The organism is Acinetobacter sp. S54, assembly GCF_016624945.1.
GTDB lineage: Bacteria > Pseudomonadota > Gammaproteobacteria > Pseudomonadales > Moraxellaceae > Acinetobacter.
In genome coordinates this window covers 447,405-464,411 of record NZ_JACVUI010000002.1, presented here as the reverse complement: position 1 = coordinate 464,411, position 17,007 = coordinate 447,405, and the positions used below count along the sequence as shown (strand labels likewise).

At 40.0% G+C, this 17,007-nt stretch carries 14 protein-coding genes; 11 read left to right on the top strand and 3 right to left on the bottom strand.

What is annotated here, in order from left to right:
• Nucleotides 1–97: 97 nt before the first annotated feature.
• From IAE20_RS05195 to IAE20_RS05170, 6 genes are all read left to right on the top strand, one after another.
• Nucleotides 98–889 carry a Slam-dependent surface lipoprotein gene (locus tag IAE20_RS05195; RefSeq protein ID WP_200459758.1) on the top strand — a complete coding sequence of 264 codons (792 nt, stop codon included), beginning with the start codon at nt 98–100 and terminating at the stop codon, nt 887–889.
• A gap of 74 nt (nt 890–963) precedes the next feature.
• Complete coding sequence (locus IAE20_RS05190; protein WP_200481367.1) at nt 964–2,454, top strand: surface lipoprotein assembly modifier; 1,491 nt, start codon at nt 964–966, stop codon at nt 2,452–2,454.
• A 9-nt stretch (nt 2,455–2,463) separates the two neighbouring features.
• The gene (locus IAE20_RS05185; protein ID WP_200459756.1) at nt 2,464–3,387 is read left to right on the top strand and encodes an energy transducer TonB; all 924 of its coding nucleotides are present in this window, start codon (nt 2,464–2,466) and stop codon (nt 3,385–3,387) included.
• 34 nt (nt 3,388–3,421) lie between these two features.
• A complete protein-coding gene (locus tag IAE20_RS05180; protein WP_200459755.1) occupies nt 3,422–4,021 on the top strand; it encodes a biliverdin-producing heme oxygenase in 600 nt (199 codons plus the stop codon).
• A gap of 27 nt (nt 4,022–4,048) precedes the next feature.
• Complete coding sequence (locus IAE20_RS05175) at nt 4,049–4,489, top strand: YbaN family protein (protein ID WP_200459754.1); 441 nt, start codon at nt 4,049–4,051, stop codon at nt 4,487–4,489.
• A gap of 405 nt (nt 4,490–4,894) precedes the next feature.
• Nucleotides 4,895–5,719, top strand: coding sequence for a hypothetical protein (locus IAE20_RS05170; RefSeq protein ID WP_200459753.1), 825 nt, complete (start codon nt 4,895–4,897; stop codon nt 5,717–5,719).
• A gap of 34 nt (nt 5,720–5,753) precedes the next feature.
• Here IAE20_RS05170 and IAE20_RS05165 read toward each other — a convergent pair whose 3' ends face one another.
• Nucleotides 5,754–6,116, bottom strand: coding sequence for an IS630 transposase-related protein (locus IAE20_RS05165; RefSeq protein ID WP_200481366.1), 363 nt, complete (start codon nt 6,114–6,116; stop codon nt 5,754–5,756).
• A 439-nt stretch (nt 6,117–6,555) separates the two neighbouring features.
• On the opposite strand from IAE20_RS05165, the gene IAE20_RS05160 reads away from it, so the two are divergent.
• The 4 genes from IAE20_RS05160 to IAE20_RS05145 all read left to right on the top strand — a co-directional run bounded on the left by IAE20_RS05160 (nt 6,556) and on the right by IAE20_RS05145 (nt 11,670).
• Entirely contained in the window at nt 6,556–8,061 is a 1,506-nt protein-coding gene (locus IAE20_RS05160) for a YadA-like family protein (RefSeq protein WP_200459751.1), read from the top strand.
• 60 nt (nt 8,062–8,121) lie between these two features.
• Nucleotides 8,122–9,690: a YadA-like family protein gene (locus tag IAE20_RS05155; RefSeq protein ID WP_200459750.1), complete on the top strand. Its 1,569-nt coding sequence runs from the start codon at nt 8,122–8,124 to the stop codon at nt 9,688–9,690.
• Between the two features lie 343 nt (nt 9,691–10,033).
• Complete coding sequence (locus tag IAE20_RS05150; protein WP_200459857.1) at nt 10,034–10,792, top strand: hypothetical protein; 759 nt, start codon at nt 10,034–10,036, stop codon at nt 10,790–10,792.
• 284 nt (nt 10,793–11,076) lie between these two features.
• Complete coding sequence (locus IAE20_RS05145) at nt 11,077–11,670, top strand: LysE family translocator (RefSeq protein WP_200481365.1); 594 nt, start codon at nt 11,077–11,079, stop codon at nt 11,668–11,670.
• A 208-nt stretch (nt 11,671–11,878) separates the two neighbouring features.
• Here the strand turns inward: IAE20_RS05145 and IAE20_RS05140 are convergent, their stop codons facing one another.
• Both IAE20_RS05140 and IAE20_RS05135 read right to left on the bottom strand, forming a co-directional pair.
• Nucleotides 11,879–13,186, bottom strand: a complete 1,308-nt coding sequence (locus IAE20_RS05140) for an ammonium transporter (protein ID WP_227610760.1) — start codon at nt 13,184–13,186, stop codon at nt 11,879–11,881.
• A gap of 39 nt (nt 13,187–13,225) precedes the next feature.
• Nucleotides 13,226–15,586, bottom strand: coding sequence for a DUF1989 domain-containing protein (locus IAE20_RS05135; RefSeq protein WP_200459748.1), 2,361 nt, complete (start codon nt 15,584–15,586; stop codon nt 13,226–13,228).
• Between the two features lie 256 nt (nt 15,587–15,842).
• On the opposite strand from IAE20_RS05135, the gene IAE20_RS05130 reads away from it, so the two are divergent.
• Nucleotides 15,843–17,006 carry an ATP-binding protein gene (locus IAE20_RS05130; RefSeq protein WP_200459747.1) on the top strand — a complete coding sequence of 388 codons (1,164 nt, stop codon included), beginning with the start codon at nt 15,843–15,845 and terminating at the stop codon, nt 17,004–17,006.
• The last annotated feature ends 1 nt before the right edge of the window (nt 17,007 follow it).

The following is a 17,007-nucleotide window of genomic DNA, read 5'->3' as shown; positions in this document are numbered from 1 at the left end:
GGACTCTCTCTAAACCTACTCAATAAACTAAAAATAGCGAAATCGTTATTTTAATTTAAACAATAACTTAGTCTTATAAAAGATGGAGTAACAATAAATGAAAATCTCTCAATTATTCTTAGGTCTTGTTGCGTGTTCAGCGATGTTTGCTCAGGCCGGTATTGATGGCATTTCGAGTAATGAAAGCAACATCAAAATCGGTGCTGCTGCCAATGCAAGTCATCCAGGCGGTGTAGCCGCGGTATCTGTACAGGCCGCGAGTGCGCCATACAATGCTTTTACTGGCTTTAGTTCGCTAAAAGGTTTAGCTCAAGCTTTTGCGGCTCAAGGTACAAGCAATACCAATGTCACTGTTGGCACAAAAACATTTAATATTTCGCATATTCCTGTATCGGCAATGCCACCTTCACACAGTGCTTTAGGTAATTTTAACTTTGGTCAGGTGGGTACGCAGGAAGTTTATTTTGGGGAATGGTGGAAAGCAGGCGATACACCTGCAAGTGCAAGCCATACGGTTTATTATGCGGGTGATAACACCAATACCAGTGTACCGACGACTGGTACTGCAACCTATACTGTTGCAGGTATTAACGGTTCAGCAACTAACCTGTTAAGTGGTAATTTTACCGCGAACTATGGAGCTGGCACACTCGCAGGTACGCTTACAGGAACAGGCACGGCTGTTTCATCATTAAGCTTGGATGGTGTGACATTTAACCCCGGTACTGCTGCCTTTGCTGGTCTAGCAACGGCTAATGGTACGTCTGGTTTAGATAACACGGGTGTGGTTCAAGGTCAATTCTTTGGTGCAAATGCTGCTGCTTTAGCAGGTATTGCTCAGTTTGATAACGTATCTTACAACACTGCATTTGGTGGTGCTAAAAACTAATTAAGGTAAAAGGAATCTACGTATGTAGATTCTTTTTTAGAGTTTTTGCTTTGTCGCCGTCGGTTTATTGTTTTATGAAACGAACACTTTTGTGCTGTCTAGCTTTATTGAATTGTCGATGTTTATATGCTGATGACGAGACACAATTTCGTCTTAATCAAAGTCTGGATCAGCGACTTTTACAAGAACAACGACAGTTTCATGAACAGGGAACAATTCGCAGCACTGATCCATTACCTCCACTTCAAATTAATGGACAAGAATATCGTGTTGAGCAAAACCCGAATGATCTTGCCAAAGCTTTATATTTGGCTGTCATGCAAAAACAGTGGGGCAAAGTCACGATTTATCTGGAACACTATAAAAAATATGTTGACTATGATCGAGCTTTGACAGACTTTGCCGAAGGGGCTGTTGCACGATCTCAAGGGCAACTAAAATGGGCTGAATTAAAATTTCAAAGCAGTCTTAATCAACAACCTAATAATTTGATTTGTGAACTTGAGTTAGCGCGTGTGCTGTTTGAACAACAAAAAAATAAGGAAGCAGCACGCCTTTTTATTTCTATCCAAAACAAACTAAAACAAAGCGACCCTTCAGTGATTCCATTGGGGGTTTTAAAAACAGTTAATACATTTTTGCAGGCGCTGGATCAGCGAGATTCATGGCAAGGTTCCGTCGCAGTTGGATATACCTATGCCACCAATTTAAATAGCTCGTCTGAACAAAGTAAAACTTGGACGCTCTATAGTACGGATGGTAAAGGTAACATTATTCCAATTCAGGAAATCACGCGTGGTAGTCCGAAGGCTGAGTCAGCAATGGGTCTAGATTATGAAGCAACGCTTATGAAACGATTTGCAATTCAGAATCATCATGGTTTGACTTTACGTGCGCTGGTTTTTGGACAGTCTTATAAAGACAATACTGCTTTTAATGAATCTACAATCAATATCAATGCAGGCTATAGCTACTTTGATTTAAAAAATCAAATTGGAGTCGCTCCTTTGTTTGAACAAAAGCGATATGGCAATGATGGTCTGTACAATGCTTGGGGTTTGCGCGCTGAATGGATGCATTTTATTTCAGCAGATAAAGCATTTAAATTTGAAGTCGAATCCAAAGATTTAAATTATCAGAAATATACGACATTAGATGGAATAGAAAGCTCGATCTTTACCACCTTCTGGAAAATTCTTCCTAATCAGTGGACTGTTTTTGGTGGATTGGATGTGCTCGATCATTCAACCCAAGAAAAATATATGGCTGCTTATCAACAACAAGGCATTCGTCTGGGATTAACTAAATCTTGGAATACGGGTTTCAATACCACCTTATTAAGTTCTTATCGTTGGCGTCAGTTTGATAAATACACGGAAACTTTCTTGGCACGACGCCATGATTTTGAACAGAATTATACTTTTGTACTGCAAATGCCACGCTTGGCGTTTTATGGTATGACTCCAAATTTAACCTATCGCTACAACCATAATAAAAGCAATGTGGATTGGCTCTATTCCTACGATAAACACAATATTAGTCTCAAACTTGAGCATCGTTTTTAGGGATAAATCATGAAATCAAAATCTTTATTCCCTGTGCATGAGTCCATTCTAAAATTCACTTTAGTGCTACCGTCAAAGCCTTCTTTTAAGTGGCTAATAGTTACTTTTGTAATGGGTATACATGTGTTTGTTGTTTGGATATTTAGTCATTTAATTGAACCCTATACCTTTACAGCATCCCCCAAAATAGATGCATTAAAAGTAAGTTTTATATCGCTGTCGACGACTAATGACCCTTCTCCTGAGCAGAGTGCAAAAAAACACATTGAACATCCTCTAATACCTCAAGCTGTTTCAATAGAATCAGCGTCTAATGTGCATCAAAAGCAGGAGATTACATCTACCAGTCATCCAAGATTAGTCACAAAAACTGCTTCTCAAAAGATTCCTGAAAAGAATTTAAGTAAAGAGCCATCTGGGAAATTGAACCCTCATTTACAAGATATAGCATCTCATCAATTGCAGCAGAATGCAGACAGGTTACACGCCAACATAGATAAACAGTTTAGCCCTACAGACATGCAATCCATGCTAAGAGAAGATGGATCTGAAAGCACCAAAAATCAAATAAAAAATGGGGGAGTCAAAGCAGTTGCGACACAACAAGAATATTCTAAAGCTCCTGCCACGCAAGCTGAACCTGATGACATTATTCAGGTGAGTACTGTTGATGTATTGAGTTTTGGCCAGCTTAACTATGATGATCGAGAACTACAACAAAAAAATCGTTGGGTTGAACTTCGGCTTCGTATTAATGCAAAAGGACAACCCATTGACGTCCAATTGCGTCAAAGTTCTGGCATTAATAGCCTTGATGAACGAGTGATGCAAGCGGCACGTCAAGCAAGATTTAAACCGCATAAAATTAACGGTCAAGCTAAGACCGTTGTCGTGGATTTTCCAGTCCAACTTAAACTCAGCCGGGATCGTTAGCCGATGAGCAATATCCATTTCTCAGGAGAAAAAAATGATGAATTTGTCTAAAGAACAGATTATTAATAATAGTTTATCTTTACGTTTAAAACAGGAAACTGCTGCTGAGCATGAACGTATGCATCAGTTAATGGCACAGGCAAACGTATTTTCAAATAAAGAAAAATATGCGCAATTTACCCTATCTCAATACTACTTTCAGCGTGAAATTGAGCATCTTTTTGAAAAAGAGGGTGTCGCAGAATTGATTCCGGATCTTGATATTCGTGGTCGATCAAAACAAGCCCTTGCTGACTTAAATGATTTAGATATTCAACCTTTTGGACAGCAGCTCCAAAGTGAGTATGTGCAATTACCAGAAGCTTTGGGCTGGATTTATGTCTCTGAAGGTTCAACTTTAGGTGCCGCTTTTTTATTTAAGGAAGCACAAAAACATCTTGGGTTCTCTGAAACTTTTGCTGCGCGTAATCTGGCTGCTTATCCTGAAGGGCGCGCTAAAGTTTGGAAGCGATTTGTGCAAGCATTAGATGAAACGGGCTTCGATCAAATTGAGCAAGATCGTGTAATTCAAGGGGCTTTAGATGCATTTGGATATTTTGGCAAAGCACTTGTTCAACTTGATGAATTGAAATAATCCGAATTGTATAAAGGCTTACCCAGTATGGAAAAAATAGATCAGTCAGACGTGATTGTAAGTCAAGAACAGCCACCATCATCCGCTCGTTCAGCTACGAAATTGGCTCGTTCTGCTTGGGCACGCTGGATCTTTATTGGTTTGGCCTGGCTATGTATCGCACTTGCTATATTGGGTGTTTTTATTCCAGGGTTACCTACGGTTGATTTTATAATTTTGGCCGTTTTCTTTGCTGCACGTGGGTCAGAAAAACTTCATCAATGGTTTCAAAACCAGCGGTATATTGGCCCCATTATTCAGGAATGGCAACAAAATCGCCGTATTCCTCAAAAAGCCAAATACATCTCGACAGTGAGCATGAGTTTAGCTGCGGGGCTGATGATCTGGACTATTCCACATCCTTGGTTTGTCTACCCCGCAATTTTGTGTATGGCTGGAGTATTAGGGTGGATGTGGCTTAAAAAATAACTTTTCTCACGATTCTATTGGGTAAAAATTATTCATATTAAGAGTGTGTGGTGAATTTTTTAATTCTGATAAATAGTTGGACTTGGTTCATGTCGATTGAGTTATCGCTAAGCTCGCCTAAGAGAAGATTAAATTAAACAATATGAGGATGAGAACATTCTCCAAAGTTTCATTAAAAGAAGTAGCAATAAAATGGGTGTTTTATAAGCTGATTACTGTACAGGTTATGTTAGAATAGCAAGTTGACAAATATATATAAATTTTTTTAAAAAAAGCCTACAATCCATACTTTCTATATGGATTAATTCAGTTAAACTCAAGCGAATTCATTTTAGAATAAAAATTGCTTTTATTATTTCCTGTTATTAAAGGAAGCTTTCCCCCATGTTTGATTCTGGAGTTTGCATGAGTAAAGAATCATCCACTTTAGTGAATGCTGAAGAAAAGATGTTGTCTCATGATACTGAAACAACACTAGAACACGTGATTAGTATCATTCCCCAACTCATTCATTGGTTGATCAGATCGGGTATTGGGTATACAGAATTTGCGACAGGCCTTAAAGCATTGTTTTATAATGAAGCAATAAAGGAATTAGATCGTATTCAACAAAAAAAAACAGATTCTGCAATCAGTTTATTATCGGGATTGAATAGGCGAGATGTAAGAGCATTTTGCCAAACCTACGGTGAGTATATTCTGGTCGACGAATCCCATTTACAACTTCCTATTAGCGTACCTGCACGTGTAGTAGGAGCTTGGATTCATCAAAAGTTACCTCTCGCACTTCCTTTTCAGGGAGCAGAAAATAGTTTTGAAGCTTTGGTTCGACAAATTTCTTCTGAAAAACACCCTAAATCAATATTATTGGAATTAAAACGTTTGGGTATCGTCATTGAAGAAAATCAGCAGGTGGTGCTTCAGCAAACCAGTTTCACACCTGATCCAAAAGTTGATGAAAGTAAACAAATTTTTTCCCAAAATGTTTCTGATCATTTATCAGCTGGCATACGAAATCTGACTGAAAATACCAATTTTTTAGAGCAAGCGATCTTTGCTGATGAACTGTCGCAGGAATCTATTGAAAAATTGACTCAATTAAGCGGAGACCTCTGGAATTTAATGTCAAAAGCGCTTGTGTCTGCTGCAATTGATTATTGTAAAAACGATGAAAATTCACCTGATGCGAATAAACGTTTCAGGTTGGGCGTTTATCAATATGATGAATGATATAGATATAATGAATGCCAGTAATAATGAACAATTAGTTTCTGACTTTGTCAGTATTTCTTCTGGTCTTGCCTATTTTATCTAGACCTCTCCATAAAATTGCATAAGAAATTTGATAACCAAATTTTTGTTCAAATGGTTTTAGCAACTCCTCAATTTTTGTAAAAGGTGTTGTCTCTACAAATTGTTTAAAGTCTTCAAGATTTTTAATAGAAAATGGACGCCCTTGTTTGACCACAGGAAGTGGTTCTAGCGCATGTGTTTCTTTCTCAAGTTTAATCCAGCCATCTAGCGTTGATCTGGCGATACCGAATTGCTTGCAAACATTCGATTTGTGTCCAGTCTGGTAATAAAGGGCCATGACTTTTTTTCGAAGATCTAATGAATAGGCACGCATAAAGCAGATTAATATTCCTTTGTATTTATATCGGTCCTTTATTGATTGAAATACAAAAAATAAAGAAGTATGGATTGAGCATGGTGGCTCACTTGAACGTTGTTGCAGGAAATCTATCACTTAATTTTATAAATGTCTATATTGAACATATTTATGAAAAATATTTTTTAATTATGCTGATTAAAGTAGGGTAACTTTTAAAAGATTTTTATTTTTATTTATTAAATACAAGTAATTATATGGCTTTATTTTTAAATCATTCCTTTCATTAGAACTATTGCGAAACAATGGTGTCTATGTTAATTTTTATTAATGTGCAAATTACACATTAAATATTGGTTTTGATGATGCGTTCCTCATAATAAACATCCGCTGGAAACGTATTTATAGAAAACCATTATTTATCAATAGCATAATTTATATGAAGAAGGATCATGTAATGATTAAAACGTTTCCACTATCAGTACTTACACTTGCGTTAATGACAACAAATTTATATGCCGCTCAAACCAATATTGGTACAGGGAATACGGCGAGTGGTCCAAATACTACCGTCGTGGGTACAGATAATAACGCCGCTGATACAACTGTAATTGGTAACAATAACAATGTGACTGGGGGGCTAGGCTTTGTTGGAGGGAATAATAATACGGTTGAGGGTAACTATAATGTTGCGCTAGGTTCGGGCAATACAACTCAACAAGACAAGAATATTGCGATTGGTAATGACAATACGACGGCTGGCGCGGCCAATATCGCCATTGGTAACAATGTAAGTACTACGGATAGCAGTACTATTGCAGTGGGTAATAATTCACAGGCCAGTGGTAATCAGGCAAGTGCTTTCGGTGATAGCACTGTAGCAAATGGTAAAGCAGCGACTGCGGTAGGTGCCGGTGCAGAAGCAACAGGTGATTGGACAGTAGCGTTAGGTGCTGGTGCCGCAGCTACTCAAGATAATGCAATTGCTTTAGGTGCTTCAACCAAAGCTGAAAGTAAAGATTCAATTGCACTGGGAACAGGTGCACAGGCGACTGCTGACGGTGCCGTTGCATTTGGTGCAGGTGCACAGGCAACTGCAAAAAATTCGGTTGCAATTGGTGCAGGTACCATCGCCGATGAAGAAAATACAGTCGCAATGGGTGACCGTCGTGTTACACAGGTTGCTGACGGTATTCGTGATAATGACGCGGTCAATGTTAAACAGCTAAATGATGCTCTGGCGAATGTTGATACCACGCCAAGTGAAGAATTTAAAACTGAAATACAAGGCAAAATTGATAACGAAGCTCAAATCCGTGCGGATGCAGACACAGCGCTACAGACCAATATCGATAATGAAGCGCAGGCACGTGCTGATGGTGATGCAGCAGAAACCGCTGCTCGTACTACTGCCATTAATAGTGAGGCTCAAGCACGTGTTGTTGGAGATGCAGCAGAAGCCGCTGCCCGTACTACAGCCATCAATAATGAAGCTCAGGCACGTATTGCGGGTGATGCAGCAGAAGCCGCTGCACGTACTACAGCGATCAATAATGAAGCTCAAGCACGTATTGCGGGTGATGCAGCAGAAGCTCAGGCTCGTGCTGATGCAGATTTAGCATTAGGTCAGCGTATTGATGTTGAAGCTGCAACACGCACCTCAGAAGTCAAACGTCTGGATGGTCGTATTGATCATATTAATCATCGTCTGGATGATGTTGAAACGACTGCAAATCGTGGTGTTGCGATTGCTCTTGCTGCTCAACAAGCGATTCCAAGCATTCAGCCTGGTCAGGTCGCAGTATTTGGTGGAGCAGGCTATTACGAAGGTGAAGCTGCGGGTGCACTTGGTGTAGTAACTTCATTTAGCAATCGTTTCTCAGGTAGTGGTGCAGTGGGTGTAGCCGATGGTGGAAAATTTGGTGCGCGCGCTGGCGTAGCTTATGTCCTCGGGGGGAACTAAGTCAGATTTAGTCGATATAAATCGCTAAGTAAGATTTAGTCATAATAAAAGGACAATCAAATGAAAAAAACGTTTCAATTATCAGTCATAGCAGCAGCATTGATGACAAGCAATCTGTATGCAGCACAGACTATTCAGGGTCCTACTGGAGCTGGTACAGGAAGCAACACTGCTACTGGTTCAAATGCCATTGCGATTGGGCAGGGTAATGATGTAGGCGATAGCACCAGTATAGGTTATTTCAACAATGCAACTGGCGACAATAGTTTTGTTGCGGGGAGTATCAATAATACGACTGCGGGCAATAACTCGATTGCTGTAGGCTACGATGCACGTGTTCTTAACGATAGCAATACGAGTATAGCGATTGGTACTGACGTTGATGTACTTGCATCCAATAGTGTGTTGATTGGAAATGACACTTCGATGCAGGGAGCAAATGCGACCGGTATTGGTAACAATAATTATGTCAACGGTGACAACTCCACCAGTTTAGGACAATTGTCATGGGCAACCGCTACTAATGCAACTTCAATTGGTACGGAGTCATGGGCAAACGCCGAGAATACGACATCATTGGGCTATAACGTAGAGTTAGGTCAGGAAAATGCCACAGGAATCGGCTGGCAGGCTGATGCCGTGAAAGACGCAACCAGTATTGGTTATAACTCGAATGCATTACTGACGGGCACTGCAGTCTTAGGTTCAAATACTGTGGCTAACGACGCAAATTCGGTTGCTCTGGGCTATAACTCTGACACCTACGATTTGCTCGGCGACAGTAATGGTGTGGTTACAGTAGGTACGGTTGAGGGCGTACTCGATAGTGATGGCACTAAAACCCGAAAGATTACACAGGTTGCCAATGGTATTAATGATACAGATGCCATTAATATTTCACAGTTAAATAGTGCGGTTAGCAATCTGGGTGTAAATCAGGAATTTTTAGATAATGTAGATGGATTGATCAGTAATGAAGCACAAATTCGTGCAACTGCTGATACCACTTTGCAAACCAATTTAGATGATGAAGCCGCTCAACGAGCACAGGCTGATACCGACCAAGCCGCGGCACGTACTGCAGCCATCAATACAGAAGCTCAGGCACGTATTGACGCAGATGCAGCAGAAACAGCAGCACGTACCACCGCGATCAATAATGAAGCAGATGCACGTGTTGCTGGTGATGCAGCAGAAGCAGCAGCCCGCACCACGGCAATCAATAACGAAACTCAGGCCAGAATTGCAGGAGATGCGGCGGAAGCACAAACCCGTTCAAATGCGGATATCGCCTTGGGACAACGCATTGATACACAAACAGCAACACGTGTCGCCGAAGTGAGTCGTTTGGATGGTCGTATTGATCAGGCAAATCGTCGTCTAGATGATATAGAGCGAACTGCTTATCGTGGTGTTGCCATTGCTCTGGCAGCACAGCAAGCAATTCCGAATATCCGTCCGGGACAAATCGCAGTATTTGCTGGGGTTGGGCATTATGAAGGGGAAACAGCAGGTTCAGTTGGCGTAGCTACTTCATTTATTTCTAATCGAATTTCTTTAAGTGGTTCTGTTGGTTTTGCTGGAGGAAATGAGGTCGGTAGTCGTATTGGCTTGACTTATCTTTGGTAAGTTTCTTCAACTTTGGGCAGATATAAAAACAAACAAAAGAATCTGATCTTTAATTTCCTATTATCTTAAAGATCAGATGGTTTTCATTTTTCCTCTTCGGTTGTTCTTTATGCTGCATAGAGAACAACCTTTTTTTAAGAAAAAAACTAAAGCTTTCGCGCGCTTTTGCCATCGGCTTGATAGCAATTCCTGTTAAAATGCTGAGAAATAAATACTGAGAAATAAATACTGAATTTTGGTGATAGGGTGGGGATCGTCAAATTTTCAGCAACAAAGTTAAAAGGAGAGAACTTTGGCGGTACATTCAGGTTATAAACTGTTTTGGGGTTGCATAGGTATACTGATGTTATCGGGTTGTGGAGAGGAAAGCCAAAACTTTAGCGTTGGTGTAAGTCTAGGTGGTACAGGGACAGGTACTGTTTCTACGCCCAGACCAGATATTATTCCTAACCCGACGGAGGATGATGTGCTTTATGCTTTGGCCTATCCTGATCCGGTTACACAGTATTGCAATGGCATGGAACGGACGATCCAGTTTGTGAGGCACTATGCTCCCTTTACTCCCATGATGCAGGGGGATCGTATGGATCTTCTGTCTATCAATCATTCATTAAAAGTACGATATAAGTTGCAGGTAATTGTTAAAAATACAACCTCCTCCAAAATGTATGAATATATTGATAGTTGTAATTCCGCGTTTCAATTGACGGGTACTCAAACAGAAAAAAATACAAAAACTAATGAGTGTTTAAATGATGAAACTGTAAATGAGTATCAACCGAATGAGACTCGAACTTATTATTATACCTTTAACCTACCTAATATTTTGCAGAACTGGACAGCGAGTTATCATTCCCAATATTCCAGCCAATTATATGCGTCTTCTTATGAAGAAGATAATTTAGCGAATAGATCGCAGTGTAGTCCCTTAACGTCTATTTTATTAATTGATGCTTATCCATCTTCAATGGATAGCGCACCTAAAACAAATACAGAAGACAATTCAGAAAATGAGTCCAATTCAGTGGATGAAAGTTCACAGCAGACAGCATCTGATCCTCTTCCACAGTTTGGGGCATTTGGTCTGGATGATGGGTTATAAATGGCTCAAATGTGTAAGTAAAATAAATCAGCTCGTTTAATGAAAAACGCTGTGTCATGAGTCAAGATCATTGGTTCTGTGTAGGGTTTTTAAAATGATCTTTATAGACATAATGAGCTGAAATTTTTTGATAAGGGGATTTATGGCGTTTACATTTGTTAATTTAATTCATTGAATTGAAATTATAAATTATTGTTATTAAATGTCTTCTTACATTTTAAATCTCGACAAAACAGTGGTCAATACGTAATGATTCTGCCAACTCTATAAGAGAAGGAACTTGAATGATTTCATGGTTATTTGTGAGTTTAGTGATAACAATCCTGTTGACACCAGGACCAACCAATACACTTCTTGCATCATCAGGAATTGAGTCTGGTCTGAGAAAGTCACTGAAGCTTATACCCGCTGAAGCCACAGGTTATTTGATTGCCATTTCGTTATGGGGAATTTTGATTGACTCCATTGCGGATAGTTTTCCGTTGATTCCACCCGTAATGAAATTATTAAGTGCAACATACATTATTTTTCTGGCCTTAAAACTTTGGAAAACTTCGACTGTTGATACGACTCTGGATCAGCCCCTCATTACAGTTAAAGCATTATTTTGTGCGACATTGTTGAATCCAAAGGCTCTTTTATTCGCGTCTGCGATTTTTCCGGCTTCAAGCTGGTCATCCACACATAATTATGTCATTCATATGGGAACATTTTTGGCGTTAATCCTTCCAATAGCCATGTTCTGGATATTCATTGGATCTATTTTGGTTTCTAACCGCATTTCATGGTTGAATCAGAAAAATCTAAAACGTACAGCTTCATTGGTACTGGTTAGTTTTTCTATACCCTTGAGTTATTCGGCTCTTACTTCGTTTTAAATGAATTTAAGTATTTAAAACGTTAATTTGCCCAAAAAACCACAAGTAAAAAATTGTGGTTTTTTTTGTCAAAATTTTAAAGGTTTGCGATTAACTTTTGCAGAGTCTCGGATTTCATTCAGCAATCAACCTTATCGATATGATTTAACTATAAAACATATCGCAAGCCATCCGCTGAGTGAACATATGACGAATCGTATGCTTCTCCTTAGTTATATGCTCGTTCATTATGATCAGAAAGATCCAAACCTTGTTCTTCTTGCTCTTTACTTACACGAAGCCCAACGGTCAGTGCGATTATTTTAAAAATAACCCAAGTTAAGATACCACTATAAGCAACGGTCACTAATATACTCAATATTTGTGCAAAGATCTGCTGTCCAAATTGTAAATCAGTGATATTGCCACCAAGACTCGGAGAAGCAAATATACCTGTTAGGATACAGCCGATCATTCCACCGATGCCGTGTAATGCAAAAACATCCAATGAATCATCAATATTGAGCAAACGTTTTAGACGGGTAACTGCATAAAAACACCCTATGCCCGTGAGCAAACCGATGGTAGCTGCTCCAAATACGCCTACATAAGCAGCGGCTGGAGTTATCCCTACTAATCCAGCAATTGCTCCAGAAGCTAGTCCGAGTGAGGAAACATGGGTGTCTAAAAATTTTTCTACAATCATCCATCCGACAATACCAGCACAAGCAGCAATCTGTGTATTAATCAGAATTAGGCCTGCACTGTTATTGGCAGCAAGAGCTGAGCCGACATTGAAGCCGAACCAGCCAGCCCAGAGTAGACCAGCGCCAATGAATGTGTATACAAGATTATGAGGGGCAATACTTTGGGTTTTCCAGTCTTTACGTTTTCCCACCATGATTGCTCCGACCAGAGCTGCTACACCTGCATTGATATGCACGGCAGTTCCACCAGCAAAATCAAGTACGCCCCAGTTGTGCATGGCTGAACCAGGACCACCCCAAACCATATGAGCCATGGGTGCATATACCAGTATGGTCCATAGAATTGCAAAAATGACCATCGCACTGAATTTCATTCGTTCAGCAAAACCACCCACTACAATAGCAGGGGTAATCATGGCAAACGTCATACCAAATACAGAAGTTACAAACTCTGGAATATCACCTACCAAAGATTGATCAGTTATACCTTTCATAAAAGCTTTGTTGAACCCACCAATGAAGCTGGATAGATTAAACACACCTTCTTTCATGCCACTACTATCTACAATCATGCTGTAAACAAAACTGATCCAGAGCAAACCCACAATGCCAGCAAAAGCAAAGAACTGGGTGCAAATAGACAAGACATTTTTACTACGAATCATGCCCCCATAAAATAATGCCAGACCGGGAATAAACATGATCATGACAAATACAATGGAGGTCATAACCCATGCAGTAGAAGTTTGATTGAGTGTTGCATCAGCTGCATAAGTGAGCGGCATGAATAACAACATTGTCATGAAAGCAGCCATAAAACGAAAAATCATGATCGATTCTCCAGAACTAAAGTATGAAAAATAAGGGTTTCAGGCGCGAACACGTGTTCGTTCAGGGTCGTAAAACGGCAGAGCAACTACAGTCGCTTTCAGGCGTTTTTGCTGCCCATCAAGTTTGCCAATTTCAAGGGTTGAACCCACAGTTGCGTGTTGGGGTGCTATACGGCATAAGGCTATCTGTTTGTGTAGTAATGGGGAGTTAGTTGCGCTTGTAATGACCCCTATAGGAAAGCGTCCGTTATAAACGACATCCCCATGTAGTGCGGGTTCGCTTTTTTCTAAGATGAGTCCAACTAATTTATGTCTACTGGCAGCAGATTGATTCTGAATAGCTGTTTTACCTAGAAAGTCTTCTTCTTTTGTTTTTAGGGGAACGGTGAACCCAATACCTGCTTCAAAGGGATTCGTTTGGGCATCAAACTCATGTTGAGCAAAAATTAGACCTGCTTCAATGCGCAGCATATCCAATGCATCAAATCCCATAGGCGCGATATCAAAAGCTTGACCTTCCAGCCAAACGGCATCCCAGATCTGTTCTGCATGATCGGGATGGCACCAGACTTCAAAACCCAGTTCCCCCGTATACCCAGTACGCGAGATCATCACGGGAATACCAGTTGCTCCCCCTAAACGGCCTAAAGTAAAATGAAACCAGGCCAATTTATTAATAGTGGGTTGATGCTCAGGTGTCCAAATGATTTTTGATAATAATTCACGACTTTTGGGGCCTTGAACTGCGATATTGTGAATCTGGTCAGAGGACTGGCGTATACTGACACGATAGCCCAATTCCTGTGCTTTTTGTTTAAACCATCGCCCACTATATTCATCACCACAGATCCAACGAAAATTGTTTTCGCCTAAACGAAAAATCGTGCCGTCATCCACCATACCTCCTGTTTCCAAACATGCAGCAGAATAGGCAATTTCGCCAATCGCCAATTTACGGATATTACGGGTAAGCATATATTGCAAAAAACTTTCGGCATCTGGTCCAGTTATTTCAAATTTGCGAAGAGCGGTTAGATCGATAACAGCTACACGTTCGCGACAAGCTAGATATTCTGCTTTTGCTCCCCAACTGCTGTATTCTGATGCCACCCAGTAACCGTGGTATTCTACGAGTTTTGAAGTTAATCCCGAGATACGTGAATAGAAACCAGATTTTTTAGTCATACGAGGCATCTCCTCTGGAGCGATACGATAAGGTTGTGAGCGAGGAAAATCTTGGAATTCATCATAAATACGGACATGAATATCGGTAGGAATCCACCCATTAGATGGATCAATATCATCTGGACAGGCTGAAGAAGCACAAAGTAGGTCTTTTTGCGCGCGCATTAATACGTAATCCCCGGGACGTGACCATGGTTCATCCATTGAAATGGTGCCGCAGGGTTCAATCTGTGTGTTGTAAAAGAAGTTAATTGCAGGCCATGCGCTCTTGGCCTGAATACCATATTTGCACAGGATTTTATTAAAATTATCTGTACAGGAAATATGTCCAAAGTAGCCCGAATCTTCATAAAACTTAGGGCTACATGCAGTTAAAAACATATCATGGCGACCTACTGTATCTTGCACAATTTCTACCAGTGCTTGCAGGTCTGAACCATAAAAACGGGAATGAATCCCAGGTAACGGTGTGCTATGCCCTAATAGGGTTCGAGTTGCGACTGCATCTAGACCAATTTCTTGGCCATTTTTTAAAGCCTGACGATCAAAAGCCAAAAAGTCAGAGCATTGTTTGCCTGACACATCAATAATTTGAATCCATTGGCCTACTTTAACCTCATAACTTTTTGCAGAAGCACGTGCAATGCGAATTTCTTGTAGAGGCGGGGCAAAAAGTGGAGGTAAGTATTCACTCTGGGGGCGGGCTTTGAATAATTTAACTTCAATTTCGTCGATGGCATCTTGCTGATCAACGCGCATATTTTTACCAGTATTCAAAACAATAAGTCGCAAATTATTGAGAGCTTTAAAACGTACAAAACCCTCGTGTTGAATTAGGCGTTGAACTTGCTTTAAATCACTTTGTTGTAACCCCAATCGTTGCAGTTGATGTTGTAATTTCTGGGTTGAGTGTCCTTGTTCTGCCAATTGCGCTTTTGTATTTTTTGCGATATCAGATTCGAGCACAGTTTGTTCAGAAAGTAATTGTAAAGAGTGAGGCTGGATATACCCTTGTAAGTCCTGTATCACGAATTCAATAGATTGTTCTTTTGCAAGATGCAGTTCAATTTCATCTTGTGCTTCAAGAGAAAAAGATCCAACTGATTGAGGATCAACCCGTAGGTTCAAACAGTGAATTGCGGGTTGCAAATGAAAAAAATCTCCTGTTTCTTCAAAGATATTTTCATTTTTTTGAGGTTGTTGTAAGTGTCCCATGTACATCACCTATAGCTGTGCGACTGGCAGCGAAACCGATAAAATTAAGTCGGTTAGTCCCTTCCGTTTTATTCACTATCCCTAGTCATAAAATAGAAAACAATTCCACCGATTGAATACCTAAAATGAGGTAGATTTTATTTTTGGCATGAATAATGCTCAAAAAAATTAACCATGAAGAATATAAATGGCTGATCAAAGGTGAGTCAATCAAATAAATGAACAGCGATTTGCCGCATTTAAAATGGGTAAAGATATGAAGTTTTGGCAACACTGGTTCAAAAATCGAACGCATTCCAATGATCTGGAGTCGATGCAAAAGACTCTATTCGCTTGTCAATTTGATTTATTTTGTGCCCAGCTGGAACTACAACTGGCGCAAATGCAAAATGTTTCAGAACAAATCCCATTATTTTTGGAACATCTGCATCAACAGATTCCGCATTTTTTTTCAGAACAAAAAATACAATATTGTCTGGTGTTTTGTTATCCCTTTACTCAGGAATGCTTTATTTATCATGCTCAAACAGAACAGATGAACCGATCTGATATTGAGCTGATTCAGCAAACCCTGTTGAATAATTCTGTGTATGTTCAGCAGTCAGACAGGCATGTAGCTCAGGAAATGGCTATTTTATCTTATCAGTCAAAGTTGTTATTAACAGGCCATGACATTCTCGTTTGGCGTTTATATAGATTTTTATCACCCGTCGAATTGCCATTTAATTTCATGCAATTGTTAGATCAAGCTTTAGGAAAAGGACTTGAGGTCTGGTTACAACAACAAAAAAAATTACACCAAATATTATTGGAGGAACGAAAGGACGTTGCAGCAGAACTACATGACAGTATTGCACAGATATTAGGCTTTTTACGCCTCAAATCAGCGCAACTGCATCGTCAGTGTAAGGACAATGCGCAATATACGGAGATACAGGATGTAACTGAAGAGCTTGCAAGTTATACCCATTACGCCTATCAGCAAACTCGTGAACTAATTACAGCTTCTCGTTTGGCTTATCAGGAACTGGATTTTTCATTGGCATTAAAAAAAGTCATTCAGGAATTTGAACATCAATCGAGTATTTCATTTGAACTGGATAATCGTATTCCTCAATTTAAAGTCACGGCTAAACAGGCGGTGCAATTGCTTTATATCATCAGAGAAAGCTTAAGTAATATTGTCCGACATTCTCATGCTTCACTTGCACAAATACGGCTGGACTATCTGGCTTCGGGTGAGCTGCAAATTCGGATTGCCGATGACGGCCGTGGGTTGGATTTAAGCCAGAAACGCAGCGACAGTTTTGGGTTGGATATTATGCGAGAACGTGCTGAACGTATTGGAGCAGAACTTAGTTTTAGTGTGAATTTTCCTCAAGGAACCTGCGTTCTGTTAAAGCTAAATGCGTATTCATAAA